The following is a 22234-nucleotide window of genomic DNA, read 5'->3' on the forward strand; positions in this document are numbered from 1 at the left end:
CTACCTTCAAGCTTGTATGTGTCAACAAATCAGTTATGTTCATTGGATGGAAGATATTATGAGATGTTGACATTTTCACCTTTGATAGGACTACTATATCTAACTATGTAAAGTTTTGTAACGACATTCAACATTTCTGCAGTAAATTAATTAATAATTCCAGTTATTCAAATTCCTAATTAATTCTACATAAAATGAAGATATTAACTGCCTATTATACCAAAAATCGGCAGGGTAAATTTATTCACTGCCGATTTTGGAATTTATTTTTAGGAAAGTAATGTTAGACTGCAAAAATGCTAGCTCAAGTTAAATTTAGTGGGTTTATGGATAAACCCAATATGTTGAATTTTTTAGCAACAATTGGTAATTGTTATTCGGTTTCGTTACTGTGATTACTTTCAGTTCCTTGCAAAACAGTTTCAAAATTCATTCTTTGTTCCGCATTACGTAAAAAATAACCACTAATCATCGCAGAAGCCAGTAGCTGACCAAGACTTTCCCGGCTGGTGGTCACTGTGATGTCAAAGTGTTCTGAAGGTAGGTTACCTAATAATCCAATGATATTACGTTCCATCACCTGAAAAACTTCAGAAGAAGTAGGTTTGGATAGCTGTGTAACTGTTTCCGGACTCAGAGATTTAACGTATTGCCATAGCATGTTAGTGCTTTCTGACTCACCGTTAAAAAATTCTGAGACTTTATTGGATTTGTTACTCATTTTTTACCTCCTGTACTACCACCACTACCTGTGGTGTAGTGTTTGCAACTTAAATAGTAAATGTCTGTTGTTGACTGAATGGAAATGGCTATGAACTGTTCCTATCCACTAATGTAACAGTGTCATTCCCATTTTAAAGTCGGCGTAACCGTACCTAGGGTAGTGTATTTTCTCTTCCCCATGCAGTCTTCTTTTTCCATCAATAACCAACAGTTGTCGTCAAAAGAGATTCATTGCATTTTTACTCAACTCGCCAAATATTCGTTCATATTGGCTTTCGACTTGCGAAGTTTTGTTAATGCTTCTCTTTCGATTTGCCTGACTCGTTCGCGGCTGATATTGAGAATATCACCTATTTTTGCCAAAGTTAAAGCTTGTCCATCAAGTAAGCCAAAGCGCAGTTTAATCACTTCCCTTTGTTGCGGCGTAAGTTCGTCCATCAAACGCTCTAATTCTTGAGACAGAGAAGATTGCATGACAAACTCTTCTGGAGAAGCGCCGGGATCTTCCAACATTTCTCCCAGTTCGGTGTCGTAATTATCACCCAACCGCAAATCTAAAGAGAGGGGTAAGCGCGCCCTTTCTAGATACTCTCGTACCTGCTTTGGTGTCAAATCTAATTCCTGAGCTAGTTCCGAGGCTGAAGGTGCGCGTCCTAGTCTCTGAGATAACTGACGCTGTGCCTTTTTAATTTTATTTAATTTTTCAGTAATGTGAATTGGTAATCGGATAGTGCGAGCTTTTTCTGCGATGGCTCTGGTAATGGCTTGACGTATCCACCAATAAGCATAGGTGGAAAATCTGTAACCTTTGGTGGGGTCAAACTTTTCCACACCCCGTTGCATCCCGATACTACCTTCTTGAATTAAATCGAGTAGGTCAACGTTACGCTTAATATACTTTTTGGCAACGGATACTACTAAACGCAAATTGGCTTCTACCATCCTGCGTTTAGCAATTTCACCATCGGCGATCGCGTCTTTCAATTCTGCTACTGCTAAATTAGTGGCTGTAGCCCACTCTTCTAGACTCGGTTCACGACCTAACTGGTTGACAAGAGAATCCCTCACATCGTGCAGAACACGGGAATATTGCACTTGCTTGCCATAGTGAATTTCCTCCTCGTGGGTTAAGAGTGGTACACGGCCAATCTCACGCAGGTAAGTCCGCACGAGATCTGTGGCTGTCTGAGCGGTCTTCATGGCGCTACTCTTTGGTAATGATGGATTTGGCGGTGGGTTCATTAGCTAATAGATGCTAGTGGGGGGTACTACTCAGTTAGACTTATAACCCATACTTAGGGTTGTAATTTACGCCTCCGACATTCTCGGCTGCTCATATTCATCAAATTTAACGTTGTGACTCCCAGACGCTACAATGTTTCTTCATTTTTTACAACTGTTTTAGCTTAGATAAAACGTAATAAACAAAAAGTTTGTGTAGCGTGGGAATATTAATAATTGTAACATTTATGAGAAAAAATGAAAAGACCCGCGGCTGTGATTTTTTTAGGTTTTCTGGTCTATGTCATCAGCACCGTTGTTAAAATTACCACATTTTATTCTAGTTTCAACATTGGTAGGTGCAGCCCTAGCCAGTAGGTTGACACCAGCGACCTGGCTGCCTACGCTCCCTATCACTGAAACATTCAAAGAGAAACAATGTCTCGACAACCACCCACAGGCTAACTCTAATCGTATAGAAGGCACGTACTTTTACCAAAGCACTTGCACTACTGTTTAATCAGAAATCATCCTGACAACAAACTTGAAAGTATTTTTTTTCGATATAAAAAACACTGCTCATATTTCTTAACATATCTCAATACGAACAATAATTATGCTTCTATAATAATTACTTAATTTTCCTTGTAAATACTGCCTAATGCAGATTAAGCAAACAAAAGGGGGGAATTAACATTGAGAATTCCCCCCCATAGCCCCCAACTTCTTTGCCCAGAGATTAGTGTTTTCCTACTTTCTAGGCTTTTAGCCTAATTCAAAAACTTTGGAGTAATCTTGGATAACTTTTACGTCTAAAGTAGTACTTTGTAGTGACTGGATAGCAGCCACAGTGGCTCTTGCCCCGGCGATGGTAGTAATAATGGGTATTTTGTGAGCTAAAGCTGTGCGCCGGATTAACCTAGCATCGGTTTGGGCTTCCTCTCCTGAAGGTGTGTTAATAATCAGTTGAATTTTCCGATTTTTAATCGCATCTAGGACATGGGGACGGCCTTCATGAAGTTTTAGTACTAACTCAACATCTAACCCATGTTCTTGGAGGATACGGCGCGTACCCATAGTGGCCATCACCGTAAACCCCAACATCATCAATTCTTTAACTACACTAACGGCGTCCGATTTATGGCGATCGCTCATGGAGACAAACACAGTACCTTTGAGGGGTAAAAACTCTCCAGCCGCCAATTCTGCCTTAGCAAACGCCCGCCCAAAGTCTTTGTCAATACCCATTACCTCGCCAGTAGAGCGCATTTCTGGGCCCAGTATCGTATCAGTTCCAGGGAATTTATTAAAGGGTAATACTGCTTCTTTAACAGCAATATGAGATGGAATCACTTCTTCGGTAAACTGAAGTTCCTCTAAGGTTTTACCTGACATAATTAAGGATGCTACTTTTGCCAAAGGTATACCCGTAGACTTAGAAACAAATGGCACTGTGCGCGAAGCGCGAGGATTAGCTTCCAAAATGTAAACTTGGGGAGAATAACTTTGAGTGCCGACAACAGCAAATTGAATATTCATCAATCCTACAACTGATAAGGCTTGCGCTAATTGCACCGTCCAAGTGCGGATCTGATGGAGGACAGCTGGTGACAGAGAAATAGATGGTAAAGAACAAGCAGAGTCTCCTGAGTGGATTCCCGCTTGCTCAATGTGTTCCATAATACCACCAATTACCACTCGTCCGGTATGATCGGCAATGGCATCCACATCTACTTCGATGGCATTTTCCAAGAACTTATCAATTAAAATTGGATGTTCTGGTTCCACTAACACTGCAAAGGTCATGTAGCGTTCCAGTTCCGTATCAGAATAGACAATTTCCATCGCCCTTCCTCCTAACACGTAGCTAGGACGCACAACTACTGGATAGCCAATGCGTTGAGCGACAATTAGGGCGTCTTCGTAACTGCGGGCAATACCATTGGGTGGTTGAGAAATTTTCAACTCATTGAGAATCTTCTCAAACCGTTCCCGATTTTCTGCCATGTCAATGGAATCAGGTGATGTCCCCCAAATTTTAGTGGGGACACAAGGGTTATTATTGAGAAATTCTTGTAAAGGAACCGCCAATTTCAAAGGCGTTTGTCCGCCAAACTGAATAATTACCCCTACAGGACTTTCAGCTTCAATAATGTTAATTACATCTTCCTTGGTCAACGGCTCAAAGTACAGGCGATCGCTCGTATCATAATCCGTCGAGACTGTCTCAGGATTAGAATTGACCATAATTGTTTCAAATCCCGCCTTTTTCAAAGCATAAGCGGCATGACAACAACAATAGTCAAACTCAATTCCCTGTCCGATGCGGTTGGGTCCACCGCCCAAAATCATCACCTTGGGCTTGCTTGTCGGTAATACTTCTGTTTCTTCTTCGTAAGTCGAGTAATAGTAGGGAGTAAAAGCTTCAAACTCAGCTGCACAAGTATCTACTGTTTTGTAAACCGCGATAACTCCTAATTGCTTGCGGTAATCACGGACTTGATCTTCTGTGGTTTTAGTGGCAAAGGCAATTTGGCGATCGCTAAAGCCATGACTCTTTACTTCATATAACTGCTCTTTTGTCAACTGTTTTAAAGGTGTCCGCTTTAAAAATTTCTCCACATCCAGCAGTTGTTGCAATTTATCCAAAAACCAGGGATCAATGGCAGTGAGTTCGTAAATTTCCTCAGTAGTTAACCCCAGTTGTAAAGCATGACGCAGCGAGAAGATTCGATCAGGATGAGGTGTTCGTAATTGAGCGCGAATTTGTTCTCCGCTGGGTAACTTTTCTGATTGATCACAACCCCAACCAGCCCGCCCAGTTTCGAGAGAACGCAACGCCTTTTGGAAAGATTCATTAAATGTCCGCCCAATAGCCATTGCTTCACCCACGGACTTCATTTGAGTAGTTAAGACCGCTTCTGAACCCGGGAACTTTTCAAAGGCAAAGCGAGGGATTTTCGTAACTACATAGTCAATAGCCGGCTCAAAGGAAGCAGGAGTTTTCTTAGTGATATCATTTTTGATTTCATCTAGAGTGAAACCCACAGCCAGCTTCGCCGCTATCTTAGCAATAGGGAACCCTGTGGCTTTAGAAGCCAAAGCCGAACTACGGGAAACACGGGGATTCATTTCAATAACCACTACATCCCCATTCACAGGATTAACGGCAAATTGAATATTAGCACCGCCAGTTTCAACACCAATCTCACGGATAATTTTAATTGCCATATCCCGCAAGCGCTGATACTCTTTATCGGTCAGGGTTTGAGCAGGAGCCACAGTAATCGAATCTCCTGTGTGGATACCCATCGGGTCAAGGTTTTCGATAGAACAGATAATCACCACGTTATCTGCCAAATCGCGCATTACTTCCAATTCGTATTCTTTCCAGCCGAGTAGAGACTGGTCAATCAGAATTTGCGAAACAGGACTAGCATCAATACCTACCTGTGCCATTTCTTCAAATTCTTCTTGATTGTAGGCAATACCCCCACCAGTACCACCCATTGTAAAGGCAGGACGAATAATCAGGGGATAAGTACCAATTCTTGCTGCGATCGCATTGGCTTCTGCTAAAGATGAAGCTGTACCACTAGGACAAACATTTACCCCTATCTTGGCCATGGCCTGATTAAACAATCTGCGATCTTCTGCTTTTTCAATCGCTGGTAACTTTGCGCCAATTAGCTCAACGTTATACTTATTCAATACCTCATTTTTCGCCAACGCTACAGCAATATTAAGAGCAGTTTGTCCTCCCATGGTGGGGAGCAAAGCATCAGGACGTTCTTTAGCAATTACTTTTTCAACAATATCCGGTGTTAGCGGCTCAATATAGGTGCGGTCAGCCGTTTGTGGATCAGTCATAATCGTTGCTGGGTTAGAATTGACTAACACTACTTCATAGCCTTCTTCTCGCAGTGCTTTACAGGCTTGAGTACCAGAATAGTCAAACTCACAGGCTTGTCCAATGACGATAGGACCAGAGCCTAACAGCAGTATTTTACGGAGGTCTTGACGGCGGGGCATAGTCGTTGAGTTGGAGTAAGAGAATACAAATCCTGATTATTTTAAGGGTCTTTCCCCTTCGTCACACTATTTATTATTAAGTTTTCCAGGTTTGAGTTAGCACAGACGTTAGTCTTTCTCATCTGGAACGCCAGCTATATTAATTAAGGCAACTGCCGTAGCTATAGTGTATCAGTAGCGCAGGCATAGGCCCAGCCCATCCTAGACATGGCTACCAGCAGCCCAGGACAGGAAAGCCGATAACAGGGGCGCAATAACTCCCAAATTCTTCGGTGCATTTCCTTTCATAGGCTCAGACCCTAACTGCTTGAATTACTTAGGTATCTTTAGCTTAGTTACTTAGAGAGCATTGCTTGTATTTTTTTCTTTTTTTAATGTCTCTCCCAGACAATTTTAATTAATTCTCAGTAAATTTAGACTTAATTATTTGCAAATATTTGTAATGGAATGAAGTTATAAACAAATAAGTAGGTCAAGATAATTAAAAATAAAATGATGAGAATATAGATTACTAATTTTTCCAAGAAGTCCGGTATCTGCTTATTGGCTTCTTTTAAGTTGAACTAATTAATTAACTATTTATTGCCTGATTGTTGCCTGAAAATTTTAGCAGCAGTTTAATTTCCAGGTTTCAAGTTAATAAAAAAAATTCTCCCTAGCTAATTGAGAACATTTTACAATATTTACTAACTAGGTAGAACATCTTTATCCCTAACCCAGGTAATTTTGTCATCCTACTAAAATACGCTGAAATTAAAGATGGCAGAGGGTAGTCAAAATACCCCTGCCATCTTTAGAATTTTTCAAGGTTTAGTCTAGGCTTCACCACAGTGAAATCACTACAGCACTAATATTAAGCACGTTGGAGAAAACCTAAAGTTAAGCTATCTTTAGCCAGGAAGTGGGCTAAATGGTAAGCCCGTTCTTCAGTTTTTAACAGAATTTTCTCGTAGAGATAGCGTGTAGCACGGTCACCCAAACTTTCTGCTTGAGAAGCTTGACGACGAATTACATTAATTATGGCTTGTTCTGCAGCCAAGTCATTTTCTATCATTTGGCGACAAGAATATACACCATCTGGTTCTGGTGCAAAACAAGTTAATTCTGCTAATTTACTAAAACTAGCAGCTGGTACACCACCCAATCCATTTAACCGCTCACCAATTTCATGGATGTGATCCTGTACTTGCTCATAGCTGTCACTAAAAAACTCGTGCAGTGAGTAAAACTCTGCACCTTCCACTACAAAATGATGCTTTTGGTATTGCAAGTATAGTGCTTGAAAGCTAGCTAATACAACGTTAAAACCTTCGGTTACTGGAGCTGTTACACTAGAGTCCAGGAAAACAGGATTATCATAAACCTGTCCAAAATTTTGTAATAAGGTTTGTGTATCAGACATGGTTCTCCTCTCGCTTTTAACAGTGATAGTTTTTAATTGGTTATATTCTACATATTAACATTGAAAAAATAAAAAGAACCCTCATTAATCTCAAAAAAATTATATTTTTATGTCAGCAAAAGTACAATTTTTCCTCATAAGCTGGGATGAAGACAAAGCTATCATCTAATGTTGAGTTACCACTAATGAGAATATTTAGGAACTAATTTATAAACGTCAATATCTGCTAACCTAAGCCTACCCAACTTTGATTTTATCCATGACTAAATGAGGTGGTTTTCATATGTTGAACTATCACATTGAGTCATGAGGTGAGTATTTAGATTGTCTTGTGTTATCTCCCACACCTCCCACACTTCCTAGTCCTCACTACCTAATCAGAGATTGATAACCGGAAATTGTGACAAGATTTTGATATCTTTTACTAATACAGTTGAGAAAAGTTTGCACTTAAGCTATGGTGATATAAAGAGGTTGTACTCCCAATCATTTTGCAAATTAGGGGGTCAAAGCACGGTAGTTACAGTAATTTAGCCGCAGGTTGAGGACTAGTCTTTTGAAACCGTTAAGTTCACAAATCGAGAAAAATTTAGTCGTAAGGGTAGAAGTAGACTGGGCAGACCGATGGCAAGTCTATCAACGCTTACAACAGCTAGGGATTAGCTCTTGGTGTGACAATAACCAGCCATTGAGGGTTGAGATTAACAACCCTTTAGCACTGGTTCAATTTTGGTCTGTAATGCAGCAATTAACAGCATCTCGAAAAGACTTAATTTGCACCCTAGAGCATTGCTGGAAAATTCGCTACCAAAAGTTTTGAAGTTTTGGCGCATAACGGATGTTTAGACTGAATTTACTTAAGAATGGGTGAAGGAAAATGAGTAAGTCTTATAGTACAGAAATCTCAGAATTTGCACTGGAAGGAAGATTTATCGATTTTGTCATCAAAGATGGCTACAAGCTAAAAGGCTTGTTGTTGCGAACTTCCGAAGGAGAATGCTATGTTAAGCTTGCCAAACATTTACGCCCAGCTTTTGACTTGCGTTTACCATCGGGTACTTGGCTGCAAGTTGTTGGTTATAAAAAGCATGATATAAAAACAGACCAAGTGACTTTAAAAGCCGAGGGCATTATGGCAGCACGGGCTGATGTGGGGAAAGTTGCCACTCTTACCCCTGCACAGGAAGCCCCAGCTACCAACACCACTCAGGGGAAATCAGTCAAAAATAAACAAACTATTTTGGTGTGTCAAAAGTCTGATTGCATGAAACGTGGTAGTAAACAAGTTTGTCAAGCATTAGAGGCTGCTTTAAGTAATCGCGGTTTGGAAGACCAAGTGACTATTAAAGGTACTGGCTGCATGAAAAAATGTAAAGCAGGTCCCAATGTGGTCATGCCAGACAAAACCCGGTATAGCCCCGTTGAAGCAGGACAAGTCCCTGCAATCATCGACAAGTACTTTGCTGACACAAGGGAACAGAAACGTCAAGAAAATTGCTCAGAAGTGGTAGTACGCCCTGGCAAATTTTGGTGATGATGCTCCCAAAGTTGGGATTTTTTAATAAAAGATTTAATATTGTCAAGGTTTTGCAAGAGACTTGAGTTCAGCGATCGCCTAGATTTTGCCATGGTTGGTCAAAGCGATCGCTTAAAACCCTTGCTTACACCACTGCAATACAATCAATTTCTACCAAAACATCTTTTGGCAAGCGAGCAACCTGCACACAAGCCCGGGCTGGGGCTGTTTCTTCAGGAAAATATTTGGCATAGACCGTATTCACTGCGGCAAAATCATTCATATCAGCTAAAAATACTGTGGTTTTGACCACATTGGCAAAACTAGCACCAGAAGCACTGAGAATAGCTTCTAAATTTGCCATTACCTGCTCAGTTTGCTTTTTGACATCATCTGTGTAAACAACATCACCAAGTCGAGGATCAATAGCAATTTGTCCAGCTACAAATATCATTTGACCAGAAGCGATGATCCCTTGATTATAAGGACCCACAGGAGTCGGTGCGTTATCAGTACGAATTACTTGAATAGTCATAGATATCACTTTTTCTAATATTGTTTTTTCCCCATGGGGGATTATTGCATCAGTTAGGTCAGCATTTTAAATTTGCTTGTTGAAATTTCCGTTCTCCTTGTGCATATCTCTCCAACAATTCTTCAGCATCCCTAATGCACCTAAAAATATGGTTATATCAATATATTCCCATGATAATCGCAGAAATTATCTCTTTTCTCCGCCCCCTGCCTGTCTCTGTGGTTTCCTAGTCAAAACCCAACCTCGGACGCTGCCCATAATGCCGATAACGCCAATAATCCCGTAAAATCCGGTCATGGTCAAAGCATAAATTACTCGGCACACCCCAGGAGTCAAAAATACCTATATCCCTAGCATCATCACCCGCCACTGGTTTTCCAGTAGCGCTTGCCAAAAACACAATACTGATTGTATGCTGACGGTCATCCCGACTAGGGTCAGAATAGACCAAAAACTGTTCAACTAACTCCACCTGCAAACCCGTTTCTTCCTCAGCCTCCCGCCGCGCCGCTACCTCCACAGGTTCACCGTAATCCACAAACCCACCAGGAATAGCCCAACCCAAAGGTGAATTATGTCGCTCAATTAAAATTATGGGTCGATGAGGCCGATCCACCAACTCAATAATGACATCAACTGTTGGTGCGGGATTTCTATAAGTTATGGTCATGAGTAATTGGCAGGTTCAAAACTGTTGATTTTCTCTAATTTTACCTAAATAGACTTGGTTTGACTGGTGCTGCGACTTCTATTGGCCAGAGGGATTGATGTCAGAAATCCTTCCATCTGCCGACAGCTTTCAATGCTGACCCGACCATGATAAATTCGATAGAATAACCTCTTCCTATATTTGAAGTTAAATATGCCTTTTCCTAGGTCCAGTGGCATCTTATTGCATCCTACATCTTTTCCGAGTCGATTTGGTATTGGGGATTTAGGATTAGAAGCCTACAAATTTATTGATTTTCTCAGAGAAAGTTACCAGCAATATTGGCAAGTCTTACCCTTAGGTCCCACTGGATACGGTAATTCTCCTTATGCTGCTTATTCAGCAATGGCGGGAAACCACATGCTGATTAGCCCAGAACTACTGCAAGAACAAGGTTTACTAGGCCAAGAAGACTTTGCTAATTTACCAGCATTTAACGAATCTCAGGTAGATTACGAGCAAGTAAAATCAATTAAAATTCCCTTGCTCAAAAAAGCCTGCCAAAATTTTCAACTTCAGGCAACACCTTTCCAACAAAACGAATTTGTAGGTTTTTGTCGCAGTAAAGCCTATTGGCTTGATGACTATGCTTTATTTATGGCCTTGAAAGATGCTCACAATGACACAAGTTGGCATACTTGGGAGACAGAACTTATTAAGCGCGAACCAACAGCATTGGATCAAGCCAAGGAGCAATTAGCCTCTGAAATTTTTTATTATAAGTTTGTGCAATTTGAATTCTTTCGCCAATGGTCAGAACTCAAATCTTATGCCAACATGAGCGGCATTTACATTATTGGCGATATCCCTATTTATGTAGCCCAAGATAGCGCCGATGTTTGGGCGCACCCCAATATCTTTTGTTTAGATGAAGAAACCAGAGAACCGGCTTTAATGGCAGGAGTTCCACCGGATTACTTTAGTGAAACTGGTCAATTATGGGGTAATCCCGTTTATGACTGGGAAGAATTACAAAAACAAGACTTTAAATGGTGGATAGGTCGCTTTGAAGCAATGCTCGACTATATAGACGTAATTCGCATTGACCACTTCCGAGGTTTTGAAGCTTACTGGGCTGTAGAACGAGGAGAAGAAACAGCTGTTAACGGAGAGTGGATGAAAGCTCCAGGTGAAGAATTGTTTGATGCCATTAAAAATAAATTGGGTACGTTACCTGTTTTAGCAGAAGATTTAGGCGTAATTACCCCAGAAGTAGAAGCATTACGGGATAAGTATGACTTTCCGGGGATGAAAGTTTTGCAATTTGCTTTTGGTTCTGACCCCGGTAATCCATTTTTACCTTTTAACTACAGACGCAATGCTGTAGTTTATACTGGAACTCACGATAATGACACAACTGTAGGCTGGTTTAATCAAGCTAACCATTGGGAAAAGCGCAACTTGCTACTGTATTTAGGTTGTATCAGTGCTGAAGGTATCCACTGGGATGTCATTCGACTAGCATTAAGTTCCGTTGCCAATCAAGCAATTATTCCTTTGCAAGATATCCTAGGTTTGGGAACCGAGGCCAGAATGAATTTTCCCAGTATTGCCGAAGGTAACTGGGGTTGGCGTTATCAGCAGTCAGTTTTGACCGAAGAATTAAGCCAGCGCCTCAAGAATCTCACTCAACTCTATGGACGCGCACCCCAGGAAAAGTAAATACAGAAGTGCTGGATAAAAGGGAGAAGTCATTCGGCTGTTGCCAGAATTTTTCTCCCAGATTCCCAGTTTCCATTTCCTCTTTAAGACTTGGGTTTATTACCTATCTTGATTTCTGTTTCTTTCCCAGGTTCTCCCATTCTTTGTGCTTGTTGCTGATTAATACTCATCAACACACTACCTGCATTATTAGTTTTTACCGTTAGTTGCTCTTGAGCTTGCCAAGTGCGCTGACTTCCTTCCGGTAAAACTCCTTCAAACTCGATTTTGCCATCAGCTACTACACGAATCCAAGATGATGCTTTCAACATGACACCAATACGTACTGACTGAGGGTTATTGATGTTATTTAATTTATCGCTAACAGGTTGTAAGTTCGTTGACGGCTGGGAGTTTAATTGATATAACTCCGGGTTTAAAACAGTTTCTCCCTTCAAATTTCCATTGCTTTCGCTTAGAGCAGTATTATGAAGTAATCGAGATAAACTACTTACGGAGCACACAATGACAAATATGTAAAGAAAGTAAAGGTGAAAAGGACGTAGTAGACCAATTGAGTAATTTATCTTCCTAGGGGGTGCACTCATGGGTTGAAAATCAACAGGAAAGTTGCTGGCAAATTCTACTCCTTTAAAGCCTAATGCGTCGGCAAATTGCCTGATTAAACCCTGAATATAAATTGGTTCTGGCAAATCATCTAATTCACCTTGTTCAATCGCCTGTAACAACCGTTGGGGAATTTTGGTAATACTTACCATTTCTTCCAGTGATAAAGCCCGCTCCTCACGAGAAGTCCGCAAACAAGCTCCTAATTCTGCCAATTTTTCCGATTGTTGTTGTTTGAAAGAAGGCTTTGGGTGCTTTTTCTTTTCTCTTAGCCATTTCATGCTTTTATTCCGCTCCTGACCTCAAATGAATCTTTAACAGGTAGACGCTTAATACGCTCTTGCAAAAAGCTAATTTCAGCATCGTTGAGTAAACGATATTTACCCTCGTGTAACAAGGGTAGTTTTGGCATTTTTAATTGAATCGGGCCTATGGAACTACGATGTAGCTTAATAACTGGATATCCCAACTCCTGGGCTACACGGCGAATTTGTCGGTTTCTCCCCTCCTTTAAAACTATTTCTAAATGGCTATTTTTTGCAAGACTTTCTATTAAAGTTACTTGAGCGGGACGTGTTTTTCTCCCCTCCAAGACCACACCTTTACGCCACCTTTCCAACACTGCTGCCGTTGGATGTCCCTTGACCAACACTTGATATGTCTTAGGAATACTGTGGCTAGGATGGGTAAGTGCAAATGTTAGATTTCCATCATTTGTCAATATTAATGCTCCGGTGGATTCTGCATCCAAACGACCTACTGGGTGCAGACCCAAACCCTTGCGTAATTCTGGAGAAAGTAAATCCAAAACAGTTTTTCTTCCTTGCGGGTCATGGCAAGTAGAAACTACCCCTGCTGGTTTGTTTAGCAATAAATATATTAAGGGCGGTGGCTTATGACTGGATACTAGCTGACCATCTACTAAAATCTTATCTGTTTGTGTATCAACTTTTTGACCTAAATTAGCCACTACACCATTGACCTGCACACGCCCTCGCCGAATCATTTCTTCAGCTTCACGCCGCGAGGCAATACCCCAATGAGCCATAATTTTTTGTAATCGTGCCTCCATGTTGAAATTACTATGTACAATTTTATTTTTTTTAGATAACCAACATCATATTTGTGTTTTGTACTGGGTAGCCATCAATGTTAAATTGGAAGCTTATTTTATTCCAGTTATTGGTTGAGTAAATACCCAATCAACAGAGTAGTTCAATGGAAAGATCATCAGCAAAAACTCCACACAAAATACGTATTATTACTAACGTCCTCACAACAGCCCTTAAGCTTTGGTTAAAATCACAAGTCAGCCAAGTATCCCACTTAGAAGTTGATATCAAAGCCAGCGATCGCCAAATTCTCTCAGGTTGTATCCCTTGGGTATCTATTATTGCGAGTGATGCCGTGTATCAAGGCCTCAATATTACACGAATTCAACTCGTCGCAGAAAATATTCAGGTGAATATCGGGTCAATACTCAAGGGTAAACAAGTCAAACTATTAGAAACAGTGCCAGTTTTTGGCAATCTGCTCGTGGAGGAGAAGGATCTCAATAGTTCTCTTTTATCTGAACTATTATCTACAGCTTTATGTGCCGTAATTTCGGAAATTTTACCAGAATGCTGCTCAAAATCAAACAGCCTGTCTTGGCAAAAAATAGTACTTGCTCACCAGCAAATCATACTTAAGAGTATTGTATCACCTGCAAGTAAACCTCAGCCATTAGAAATTTCTTTAAACTTAAGTTTAATCAGTAACCATGAGTTGAGGCTAGAAAATATCCAGGTGATCAAAGATGAACTACCGCTTTTAGAGCATAAGCATAGTTACAACCTCGATCTTGGTTCAGATGTTGATATTCAAGAACTCAGTTTGCTCCCCGGTAAACTAATCTGTCAAGGAAAAATTAACGTCAATCCTTGAACAAGACAGTGAGATGGAGTGGATGTTAAGTCATCCAATAACTCCTGAGGAGTGGTAACCTGTGATAGTAAACGAAACTTACATGGTCAGTTGCAACCCCCCGGATTCATCAGCGGGGTAGTTCGGCCTAGATATCTGCTATCAAGGGCAACAACAGTGTTACAAAATAGTAGACTAGCGGAGCTGTAAAAATATAACTATCCGTCCGGTCTAAGATCCCACCGTGACCGGGGATCAACTGCCCTGAATCCTTAACTCCTGCATCACGTTTGAGCATAGACTCTGTGAGGTCACCTAAAATACTGGAAATACCAATCAGGGAACCCAATGATACACCAGTCAATAAAAATTTTGGCAAATGCAAATAATCTGCTCCAGCTAAAGCCACAGCAATGCTGGCGGTAACTCCAAACACTGCGCCTTCAACAGTTTTTTTAGGGCTGATCTCAGACAAGCGGGTTTTACCAAAAAATTTACCAACAATGTAAGCGCCAATATCAGCTGCCCAAATACATAAAAAAGTTAGCACCGTCAAGGTCAATCCCTGGGGTAGAGAAGCTAAACTTTCCTGTTGCAGAATATCTGACCAATTTCTAGGCCAGTAACCACCGAAAGGAAGGTTACTACCAGCTGCACTACCGAGAGTGCGTAACCGCACCCAATAACTCGACAAGTAACCAACATAAAATAACCCCATAATTGAAGCAGAAATATCAGAAATGGTCGCCATTTTCGGCTGAAACAACAAGTAAAAACAAATCAGTGTCCCAGCTATTGGCATAACAGCATCAGCCAAACTACCATCAAGTATACAAATCACCAGTAAAACTTGGCTGACAAACATCGTGGTTTTAGCAGCAGGAAATATACCTCTAACTCGCACCAAATTAAAATATTCTTCTTGACCTAAAAATACGACTACCGCAATTGCGATAGTAAAGTACCAGCCACCCAAAAGCGTGGCAACTAAAGCAAGAGCGATGGCAACAATTCCACTAATAATCCGGGACCAGGGCATAGAAGTCAGTATGAAGTATAAATTATAAAGGATGAACTCTGAAGCATGAGGTGTGATTTATCCTTTATCCCTCAGTTTTCATCCTGGGAATCTAGTCTAGTTTCTCACCACTGAGGATAAAAATGGGATCAACAGCTGCAAAGGTTTGAGAAAAGCCTCGCGTCTCCAAGCGGTTAACCGCAGATTGCACCACTTCAATATTTCTAGCCCGCAACACGGAAAAGCTTTGAGAGATAGCATACAAACCTTCTAAGTTAGCTGCTGTGGCCACAACTCTACCTGATGGTGGCAAATAATCCCATACCACTGGCAAAATATCTTGTATGGGTTTTCCACCCTCAATGCAAACGCGGTCAGGGGCTAATTCGAGATTATGCAAACACTCAGGAGCGCTACCTTCAATTACTTCTACATTTCTGACTTCAAAGCGATGGCAATTTTGCTTAATCAAGTTAGCTACTTCTTCATCGCGCTCCACAGCAAGAATATGTCCATCAGGACAAAGTAACCCGGCTTCTACAGGAATTGTCCCTGTGCCCGCGCCAATATCCCATAATACTGAATCAGATTTTAGGCGCAGTTGGGAAATTAATAACAACCGCAGTTCTCGCTGGCTAAAAGGAATACCAGGCAAATGATCAAACAATTCATCGGGAATACCAGGGGTAACATAAGGCCAAAGTTGGGAGGGCATAGAAAGATACTTTTATACTAAAGATATCAGCTTGCCTAGTTTGACAAACCATAAGCTAGAAAAGCTTTTCAACTTAGCGTTATCAGCAATCACTATGGTCAGCGAAATCTTAGGCGACCGTTACGAAATTCAGCAGGTGTTGGGAAAAAAGTCGGGGCGGCGGACGCTACTAGCTCGGGATCAGACAAGTGGTGAATTGGTTGTGATCAAGTTACTTTCTTTTGATAGTGACTTTGAATGGGACGATCTTAAGTTGTTTGAACGTGAAGCCGAAACATTAAAATCTTTGTCTCATCCCGCCATCCCTCGATATTTAGACTATTTTGCCGTAAATTCACCTAAAATCAAAGGATTTGCTTTATTACAGACTTATATCGCAGCTAGAACTTTAGAGCAATACTTACAAACCGGGCGGACTTTTACGGAAACTGAAGTCAAACAAGTCGCCACAGCTGTATTGGAAATTCTAATTTACTTACATGGGCTGCATCCGCCTGTGATTCACCGTGATATTAAGCCTAGCAATATTTTATTGGGCGAGCGTTCTGCTCATAGTGTCGGTCAAGTTTACCTAGTAGATTTTGGTTCGGTACAAACTGTCTTGGGTACAGAAGGCGGAACTAGGACTGTGGTGGGAACTTATGGATATATGCCACCAGAGCAATTTGGTGGGCGAACAGTCCCCGCATCCGACCTTTATAGTTTGGGGGCAACTTTAATTTATTTAGTCACCGGTAATCATCCTGCCGATTTACCTCAAAAAGATTTTCGCATTCAGTTTGAGCAACACTGTCATCTTAGTCCCAGTTTAACTCGCTGGTTACAGTGGATGACTGAACCGAGTCTAGAACGGCGGACAAGTTCCGCTATGGCAGCTCTGAAAGCTTTAAACGAATCCCAATTAGACATTCCCCGCCCCTTAAATTGTGTTAAACCTGCCGACAGCAAAATTCAACTCACCAAGACCTGGGATCATCTAGAAATTCTCATTCCACCAGGTGGCTTTAAGTTCTCGATGTTATTCACAGCTTGCTTTGCCATTGCCTGGAACTCCTTTGTTTTGTTTTGGACAATTGGCGTGCTTCTTACCCCGGCTTTTCCTTTGAGTTTACTCTTTGCTTTATTCTCACTACCTTTTTGGGGGGTTGGCTTGATGATGCTATGTAATTTATTGCTCGGCTTATTTGGCAAAATTCAACTGCGTTTAGATCAGCAGCAAATTACCTTGCTATATGAATTATTCGGATTTAAATTTCATCATCCCCGTCCTGCCCCCAGAGACAGTATTAGTAAACTCGTTTATATTCCCAGGCACGTAACAAAAGATTCTGAGGGTGATAAGATTTCTGTACCACCGCAATTGGATATTTGGGCAGGAGTACATAAATACCCCCTTAGGATGGATTCGGGATCTATTCAATCTGAAGCAGAACTAGAATGGTTAGCCCATGAATTAAGCGATTGGTTAGGTGTAGAATTAACATCCTCTTCCCCTGACCTGGGAATCCAACGCAAATCTGCTTCTTTTTCCAGAGCAAGAAATAAATAGTCTTTTAGTGTCTATAGTTATTAAAGAACCCTTACAGGAGAAACAAAATGTTTGGACTGGGATGGCCAGAAGTAGTCATAATCGCCATAGTCGCTGTCGTCATTTTTGGGCCCAAAAAAATTCCTGAACTGGGAAATGCACTGGGTAAAACCTTACGAGGTTTCAAAGAAGAATTGAACTCCAATAATGATGACACAACTGCTGAACGCGAACAGCAATAGTCAATGTAGAGACGCAATCATCTCGTCTCTACTGTCTGACTAAAACAAAGTATTGATCACAGAAGATGTCACCCCGTTCTGGGGATCTACAATTGTTGTGGAGGTATTTTGTTGCTGTACCTCCTCTTTTACTAAACCACGCACCTTGATTAACTTAATAGCTCGACTGACGCTTTCTGGCAAAATTACCACCAAACTGTTATCCGGAGCCATATCTAAAGCTTTATTAATCGCTGCGGTTTCATCCAAAATCGACTCATAGCGACAATTTGGATTAACTTGGTTTATCCCTCTAGCAATCAAATCCGCAGCTGATCCCCGTGACCGCCCCCTACTGTCATCATCCTCTTTAACAATAATGTAGTCAAAAATCTCTGCTGACAATTTACCCAAGGTAACAAAATCTTCATCACGGCGATCGCCCGGACCCCCAACTACGCCAATGCACTCTCCTGTAGTCCAATTACGGACAAAGGAACCCAAAGCTTGGTAACTAGCCGGGTTGTGAGCATAATCTACTAAAGCATGATATTTGCCTAAATTAAATAAATTCATCCGTCCTGGGGTTTGACTCACCGAAGCGCGGAAAGTCTTCAAACCAGCACGAATCTGCTCAATGGTGACATTCTGCACAAAGGCCGCCAAACTAGCTGCTAAAGCATTGGCAATCATAAACGGCGCACGTCCACTCATAGTCAAAGGAATATTTTCTGCCCTTTCTATTCGGTGTGTCCAATCACCTTTAACAATTGACAGATAGCCATTTTCGTAAACTGCCGCCACTCCTCCCTTTTGAACATGCTTTCGCACTAATTCTGAATCAGGATTCATTGTAAAGTAGGCAACATTAGCTTTTGTTTTTTCTGCCATGGCTGCCACACGGTGGTCATCAGCATTCAGCACTGCATAGCCATCGGGGAACACAGCTTCTGCTACCACACCCTTGAGATTAGCTAACTGTTCAATAGTATCTATATCACCTATACCCAGATGATCAGCAGCTACATTCAATACCACACCGACGTTAGCATTGGCAAAACCCAGCCCGGAGCGGAGAATGCCACCACGAGCCGTTTCCAGCACTGCTACTTCTACAGTGGGGTCTTCGAGAATCACATGAGCACTTTGGGGACCTGTATTATCTCCAGATTCGACCAAGTAATCACCGATATAAGTTCCATCAGTAGTTGTATAGCCTACTACTTTACCAGTTTGCTTGTAAATATGTGCTAACAGTCGGGTCGTAGTGGTTTTACCATTAGTACCCGTAACACTCAAGATAGGAATCAGACTGGATTGTTCGTTGGTAAACAGCATATCCAGAACTGCTCCAGCAACGTTACGGGGAGTACCTTGACTTGGAGCAACGTGCATCCTGAAACCGGGAGCAGCATTGACTTCTACTACCACACCGTCCATCTCTCGGAGAGGACGACTGATATCTGTAGTCACAATATCGAGTCCGGCAATATCTAGACCGATAATTTTTACTATCCTTTGTGCCAGCCAAACATTTTCTGGGTGAATTTCATCAGTGCGATCTATAGCAATACCACCTGTGCTTAAATTAGCTGTTGCACGCAGGTAACAAATTGCTCCCTTTGGTGGTACACTGTTGATAGTGTAGCTTTGCCTTTCTAGCAGCTGGTAGCTGTTGCGGTCTAGTTCAATTTTGGTGAGGACTTTATCATGGCCTTCACCCCGGTTTGGGTCTTTGTTAGTTTCGGCAATCAGTTCGCTAATGGTGGACCTGCCATTACCAACTACGTGAGCAGGCACGCGTTCTGCCACAGCCACTACTTTACCGTCTATAACTAGCACCCGATGATCTCGCCCAACGTAGTAACGCTCAACAATAATTGACCGAGAAATAGCTCTTGCCGCCTCGTAAGCTGCCTCAGCTTCATCCCAGTTTCTAATATCAATAGTAATACCACGTCCGTGGTTACCATCTGATGGTTTGATGACAATGGGATAGCCGCCAACATATTCGATAGCTTCTTCCAGGTCATCTAAAAAGTTGATCACCGTACCCTTGGGCACTGGCGCTCCAGCCGCAGCGAGAATGCGTTTAGTAGCTTCTTTGTCGCAAGCTAGCTCGACACCTAAAATGCCAGTTTTATTGGTCATGGTAGCTTGCATCCGCTTTTGATTGACGCCGTAACCCAGCTGAATCAAAAAGCGAGCGCTCAACTGCGTCCACGGAATGCCCCTTAGTTCGGCTTCTTTGACAATGGCTTCTGTGGAAGGACCCAAAGAAGACTCACGCCATAAGTCCTTCAGGTCGAGGATGTCTTGCTCGAGTTCTGCTTTTGGATAACGACCTCTATCAACGATACTTTGGCACAGCCGTACAGCCGCTCTTCCAGCGTAGCGCCCCGCTTCCTCATTTAGGTACTCGATCACTACCTGGAAGATTCCAGGTGTGGCGGTTTCACGGGTGCGCCCAAAGCCTACATGCATTCCAGCTAATTCCTGGAGTTCTAAGGCCACGTGTTCCACTATATGGCCCATCATGGTGCCTTCCTTGACCCGCATCAGAAAACCACCGCGACAGCCGGGCGAGCAGTAGTGACCTTCCAGACTGGGTAGCGCCTCTACCAATCCTTCATAAAAGCCAGGGATTTCATTGGAGGGTGTTTGGGCAAGGTTTTCTAAATCAAGGCGCATGACGATCAGCTTATGGCGTCGAATGCTCCAGTAGTTTGGGCCACGTAAGGTCTGGATCTTGAGGATTCTCATGGGAATAGGTAGATGGAGATTCGGAACCAAAATTCTAGTTTCTTACTGAAATTGACCGTCAAACTGTTCAGAATAAACAGTTTTTTCTTTTTTCATGGTATGCTTATGGCTTTTTTACAGCAAGCAACCAAGTAATCGATCAACACAGTGTAACCTCTAATACGCTATTCCCTCAGTTAGAGATGCGATGCACAGCAGGCAACACAGTCCGCTGATACAAGTGATAGCGATCACCATAACTGAGGATGTGCAATCGTAAATTATGCACAGTTAGAGGTTCGTTAGCGCCGACATGAGGTTCATTGGTATGAGTTACTTCTGTGGGATCGACAATCGTTACACTGCCTTTGCCTACAACTTGTAACCAACCATCACGTTCAAAGACAGCACAAGTGTCTTCATCAATACCAATACCTAGACGGTCAGGATGAGCTGCGATCGCACTGATCAGGCGACCCATACGATTGCGATTGTGAAAATGCTGGTCAACAATAACTTCAGGGATAAAACCCAAACCCGTTGCCATATCGACCAAGGAACGATTTGGAGTTTCACCACTACCACCGCCAGCAATCATGTGATGTCCCATGACAGCAGCTCCTGCACTAGTACCTGCTAGGGTCAGTTGTCCTGCGCGTACCCGTTGTCGGATGATTTCCATTGCTGGCGTGTCTGACATTACGCCACAAAGGCGTAATTGATCGCCTCCAGTGAGAAATACCCCACTACAGGCCGCCAAGGATTCTTTGACAGGGGCTGTTTCACATTGTTCGCGTTCACGGATGTCTAAAATTTCGACCTTTTCAGCACCCATTTCTTCAAACAGGCGAATATATCTACCACCGATGATAGCGGGTTCGCGAGAAGCAGATGGAATAATTGTAATATAGGCCTTACTAGCACCAGCTCGACCAAAAAAAGTTCTCAGGATATCGCGTCCATGAACTTTATCTTCTGCGCCTCCGATCACCAGAACGGCGGTTTTAGTTGCTTGGGGTGTCCTCATTTCCAGCGATTTAGCTTTTAATTGCGGCATTATGTTTCTCCTGTCAACAACTTCAGGTGAATTTAACAAGGTATGGCCATGGACACACAAGCTGTCAGTAGGACTGAGCATTTCTTGGGATGACCACGCAAGCTATCGCACTTTGCTTTTTTAAGCAGAAACCCCTCGGAAGTTAAGATCGGGGTGAATTGCCCATTTAACTTCTCACCTGATCCACATATTCGCGCAGCAGCGTCTTTGTCAAGAGAAGCCTCAATATTCATGTGTTCTTGACTGTTCCTCAAAGCCAGTGCCTTGTTTTTCACCTGTACACTTTTTCCAGACTGGCAAAATAATGCTTGGGAGACTAGAGATGACACTTTTGTGGGGGGGGTTAGCCCGTCGAAAAAAATGTCTGTTTTACCTCTGGTATTGGGGCAAGCAGGTTTTAACACGCTTTTTTTGAGGCTGGGCCTGTGCATCCTGGAAGTTGTTAACTTGGTCAGATTATTAATTTAAATGTACTTGTGACAATATTTAAACACAAATTAAGTAATTAGAAAAACTTTTGATCCTCTCTGAAATCAATAGTTCTGGTACTTTTAGTCACTATTGATTAAACTTATCTGTAGTTCTATCCTACATTGATTGATTGTGTTTGCTAGACATTCAAATTTAAGATTAGTGTTCTCG

At 42.0% G+C, this 22234-nt stretch carries 17 protein-coding genes and 1 pseudogene; 6 read left to right on the top strand and 12 right to left on the bottom strand.

Annotated elements, in window-relative coordinates; genetic code table 11:
* Window positions 1–373 precede the first annotated feature (373 nt).
* The 4 genes from NWP25_RS14730 to dpsA form a co-directional block, all read right to left on the bottom strand.
* Window positions 374–721, bottom strand: coding sequence for a DUF760 domain-containing protein (locus tag NWP25_RS14730; protein WP_280651526.1), 348 nt, complete (start codon window positions 719–721; stop codon window positions 374–376).
* Between the two features lie 245 nt (window positions 722–966).
* A complete protein-coding gene (locus NWP25_RS14735) occupies window positions 967–1923 on the bottom strand; it encodes an RNA polymerase sigma factor, RpoD/SigA family (protein WP_280651527.1) in 957 nt (318 codons plus the stop codon).
* A gap of 786 nt (window positions 1924–2709) precedes the next feature.
* Window positions 2710–5976, bottom strand: a complete 3267-nt coding sequence (gene carB, locus NWP25_RS14740; protein ID WP_280651528.1) for a carbamoyl-phosphate synthase large subunit — start codon at window positions 5974–5976, stop codon at window positions 2710–2712.
* 853 nt (window positions 5977–6829) lie between these two features.
* Complete coding sequence (dpsA, locus tag NWP25_RS14745) at window positions 6830–7378, bottom strand: DNA starvation/stress protection protein DpsA (protein ID WP_280651529.1); 549 nt, start codon at window positions 7376–7378, stop codon at window positions 6830–6832.
* Between the two features lie 556 nt (window positions 7379–7934).
* Here dpsA and NWP25_RS14750 point away from each other — a divergent pair.
* A complete protein-coding gene (locus tag NWP25_RS14750) occupies window positions 7935–8198 on the top strand; it encodes an Asr1405/Asl0597 family protein (RefSeq protein ID WP_280651530.1) in 264 nt (87 codons plus the stop codon).
* Window positions 8199–8255: 57 nt separating this feature from the next.
* Window positions 8256–8912, top strand: coding sequence for a (2Fe-2S) ferredoxin domain-containing protein (locus tag NWP25_RS14755; protein ID WP_280651531.1), 657 nt, complete (start codon window positions 8256–8258; stop codon window positions 8910–8912).
* A gap of 127 nt (window positions 8913–9039) precedes the next feature.
* Here the strand turns inward: NWP25_RS14755 and NWP25_RS14760 are convergent.
* Window positions 9040–9495: pseudogene (locus tag NWP25_RS14760) on the bottom strand (RidA family protein); the annotation flags it as partial.
* Window positions 9496–9655: 160 nt separating this feature from the next.
* Window positions 9656–10093, bottom strand: coding sequence for an NUDIX hydrolase (locus NWP25_RS14765; protein WP_280651607.1), 438 nt, complete (start codon window positions 10091–10093; stop codon window positions 9656–9658).
* Window positions 10094–10291: 198 nt separating this feature from the next.
* Between NWP25_RS14765 and malQ the strand changes: the two genes are divergently transcribed.
* Complete coding sequence (malQ, locus tag NWP25_RS14770) at window positions 10292–11800, top strand: 4-alpha-glucanotransferase (RefSeq protein ID WP_280699681.1); 1509 nt, start codon at window positions 10292–10294, stop codon at window positions 11798–11800.
* 83 nt (window positions 11801–11883) lie between these two features.
* Here the strand turns inward: malQ and NWP25_RS14775 are convergent, their stop codons facing one another.
* Together NWP25_RS14775 and NWP25_RS14780 are read right to left on the bottom strand one after the other, a co-directional pair.
* Window positions 11884–12687 carry a helix-turn-helix domain-containing protein gene (locus NWP25_RS14775; protein ID WP_280651533.1) on the bottom strand — a complete coding sequence of 268 codons (804 nt, stop codon included), beginning with the start codon at window positions 12685–12687 and terminating at the stop codon, window positions 11884–11886.
* A complete protein-coding gene (locus NWP25_RS14780; RefSeq protein ID WP_280651534.1) occupies window positions 12684–13478 on the bottom strand; it encodes a pseudouridine synthase in 795 nt (264 codons plus the stop codon). The genes NWP25_RS14775 and NWP25_RS14780 overlap by 4 nt, the downstream gene beginning before the upstream one ends.
* Window positions 13479–13624: 146 nt before the next feature.
* Here NWP25_RS14780 and NWP25_RS14785 point away from each other — a divergent pair, with 146 nt between their 5' ends.
* Window positions 13625–14332 carry an LmeA family phospholipid-binding protein gene (locus NWP25_RS14785; RefSeq protein WP_280651535.1) on the top strand — a complete coding sequence of 236 codons (708 nt, stop codon included), beginning with the start codon at window positions 13625–13627 and terminating at the stop codon, window positions 14330–14332.
* A gap of 127 nt (window positions 14333–14459) precedes the next feature.
* Here the strand turns inward: NWP25_RS14785 and NWP25_RS14790 are convergent, their stop codons facing one another.
* Window positions 14460–15350, bottom strand: a complete 891-nt coding sequence (locus NWP25_RS14790) for a phosphatidate cytidylyltransferase (protein WP_280651536.1) — start codon at window positions 15348–15350, stop codon at window positions 14460–14462.
* A gap of 91 nt (window positions 15351–15441) precedes the next feature.
* Window positions 15442–16044 (bottom strand): precorrin-6Y C5,15-methyltransferase subunit CbiT, encoded by a 603-nt coding sequence (cbiT, locus tag NWP25_RS14795; RefSeq protein WP_280651537.1) that lies wholly within the window; start codon window positions 16042–16044, stop codon window positions 15442–15444.
* Between the two features lie 94 nt (window positions 16045–16138).
* On the opposite strand from cbiT, the gene NWP25_RS14800 reads away from it, so the two are divergent.
* Together NWP25_RS14800 and tatA are read left to right on the top strand one after the other, a co-directional pair.
* A complete protein-coding gene (locus tag NWP25_RS14800) occupies window positions 16139–17593 on the top strand; it encodes a serine/threonine protein kinase (protein WP_280651538.1) in 1455 nt (484 codons plus the stop codon).
* Window positions 17594–17640: 47 nt separating this feature from the next.
* On the top strand, window positions 17641–17814 hold the full coding sequence (gene tatA, locus NWP25_RS14805; protein ID WP_280651539.1) for a twin-arginine translocase TatA/TatE family subunit: 174 nt from the start codon (window positions 17641–17643) through the stop codon (window positions 17812–17814).
* A gap of 39 nt (window positions 17815–17853) precedes the next feature.
* Here tatA and cphA read toward each other — a convergent pair whose 3' ends face one another.
* Together cphA and NWP25_RS14815 are read right to left on the bottom strand one after the other, a co-directional pair.
* The gene (cphA, locus tag NWP25_RS14810) at window positions 17854–20556 is read right to left on the bottom strand and encodes a cyanophycin synthetase (protein ID WP_280651540.1); all 2703 of its coding nucleotides are present in this window, start codon (window positions 20554–20556) and stop codon (window positions 17854–17856) included.
* A gap of 172 nt (window positions 20557–20728) precedes the next feature.
* Window positions 20729–21592 carry a cyanophycinase gene (locus tag NWP25_RS14815; protein ID WP_280651541.1) on the bottom strand — a complete coding sequence of 288 codons (864 nt, stop codon included), beginning with the start codon at window positions 21590–21592 and terminating at the stop codon, window positions 20729–20731.
* Between the last annotated feature and the right edge of the window lie 642 nt (window positions 21593–22234).

It is taken from the genome of Umezakia ovalisporum Ak1311 (assembly GCF_029891685.1).
Classification (GTDB): Bacteria; Cyanobacteriota; Cyanobacteriia; order Cyanobacteriales; family Nostocaceae; genus Umezakia; species Umezakia ovalisporum.